Source organism: Candidatus Cryosericum odellii, assembly GCF_003570935.1.
In the GTDB taxonomy this organism is placed as follows: domain Bacteria; phylum Caldisericota; class Caldisericia; order Cryosericales; family Cryosericaceae; genus Cryosericum; species Cryosericum odellii.
Genome location: NZ_QXIU01000106.1, coordinates 9,638 through 11,616 on the forward strand (window position 1 = coordinate 9,638; position 1,979 = coordinate 11,616).

Consider the following 1,979-nt stretch of genomic DNA (forward strand, 5'->3'; position numbering starts at 1 on the left):
GGATGAACCGTGCATGTCTGCGTGGGTACGTGGCTCGACAGAAAGTACGAGGAGTGCGTCAAGGATATGGGACAGGCGTCGGTAGCGAGTAATCCTGAGGCGTCACAGATTATGCGTACCGACACTCCATCGGGTTTGGGGCCAAAGCTTGTTTGTTTCTGAAGTTTGATAGCCTCCTGCATGTACGCTTTCCAGGTCATGGCCGGAAACCGTGAGCCTGCGTTCCGGATGGCTGACATGTTTGCCCGCGTAGCGTCGTTTCCTATGTGGATCACAGTGCAGAGTTCGGGAGTGAAGCCATCGTACCAGGCGTCGTGCCAATCGTTGGTGCTACCGGTTTTCCCGGCTGCCTGCAGTCCGCTGATATACGCGTTGGGTGTGTTCGCGTATACGCCCCTCATCATTGTCTGCACAAGCCAGGCAGTGGAGGTTGGTACGACCCGGGTTTCAGCGAAGTTGTGCTTCTCGATCATCGTGCCGTCCTGTGTTTCGATGCGCCGAATTGGATAGGGCGTGATGCGGACTCCTCCATTGGCGATCGTCGAGTATGCCTCGACCATTTCCAGGGGCGAGATCTCGAAGCTGCCGATGGAGAGAGACACATATGGTTTCAGNNAGCCATTCCGGGGGACTCCAGCCGCCAAAATCCGTGGGTTGCGAAGCGACAATCTCGGATGGGAAGGTTACGCCATTGTCGAATGCTGCGGTATAGTCGAAGATCTTAAACGTTGAACCTGGTTGTCGAGGTGCCAGCACACGGTTGAAGTTCGTCTCGTCGTAGTTGGTTCCGCCTACCATAGCCAGAATATATCCAGTCCTCGGGTCGACGCTCACCATGCCTACCTGGGGTTGGAAAACCCCAAGGGAATCACGGTCGCTCTCGACAAACACCTTGTCTTTCTTGGCCTGGTCCCAGACCTTCTGGACGGCTGACAGCGCCGCTGTCTGGAGTTTGGGGTCGATCGTCGTGTAGATGCGCAGCCCCCCTTGATACAGCATATCAGCGCCATACTTGGCTTGGACGATAGACTTCACGTAGTCGACGAACCACCCGATGCTCCCATAGGGGGACCGCATGCCATTCTTGAGGGTGAGCTTCTCGGTCGCTGCTGCGTCAGCTTGTTTTTGTGTCAGGTAGTGGTTGCGCACCATCTTGTCCAGCACAAGTTGCTGCTGTTGGGTGGCCTGCTTCAGGTCGACGTATGGGTTGTACGCAGATGGAGCAGGGAGAACGCCGATGATCATTGCGGCCTGAGCTGCATCAAGGTTCAGTGCATGCACGCCGAAGTACCCGAGTGCTGCTGCCTCGATGCCATACAACCCATTACCGAAGTACACGTAGTTGAGGTACATGTTCAGGATCTCCTCTTTCGTGTACTGCTTTTCAAGCCTGTATGCAACGATGATCTCCTTGACCTTCCGTGCTACCGTGACGCCAGTGTCATGGAGAATGGCCTGACGTGCCAACTGCTGGGTAAGTGTGCTCGCGCCACGAATACCCCGCCCGAGAAGTGGATCGATAAGGAGTCCTCCTATGATGCTGCGGAAATCGACGGCTCCGTGGCTGAAGAATCGCTCGTCCTCCGAGGCGATGAGCGCTTTGATCGTGATCTCCGAAATATCTGAGAGCTGTTTGGGCAGGCGGTTCTCAGCAAAGTATACTGATGAGAGAAGGTTATCATTGCGGTCGAATACCTGGGAAGCCATCGGCGTCTGGATGAACAGCGAGCCGACGGGGGGTACCTGAGTGGAGTAGTGTGCAAAAAGGAGAACGACAAAGGCAGTCCCCGCAATTCCGATTGCCAATATCGCGACGAGAAGCCATCCGAGAACGGCCTTAAGCCGCGGACGAGCATGATGCCTGGGTAAATTGGCGTGTTCCACCGGTAAGTTAGCGTGTTCCGTGGTCAAGTGGTGCCTCCTGGTTGTCGACACGGAGTGACGGTACGCAGAGTCCCGCGAAGAGCAGACATGGATGC

At 55.7% G+C, this 1,979-nt stretch carries 2 protein-coding genes; both read right to left on the minus strand.

Annotation, left to right across the window (positions count from 1 at the left end; genetic code table 11):
- A partial coding sequence (locus SMC5_RS11010; RefSeq protein WP_279386310.1) for a penicillin-binding transpeptidase domain-containing protein occupies window positions 1-560 on the minus strand: 560 nt, incomplete at its 3' end.
- On the minus strand, window positions 448-1,707 hold the full coding sequence (locus SMC5_RS04310) for a transglycosylase domain-containing protein (RefSeq protein WP_455423450.1): 1,260 nt from the start codon (window positions 1,705-1,707) through the stop codon (window positions 448-450). The genes SMC5_RS11010 and SMC5_RS04310, both read right to left, overlap by 113 nt.
- Window positions 1,708-1,979 lie beyond the last annotated feature (272 nt).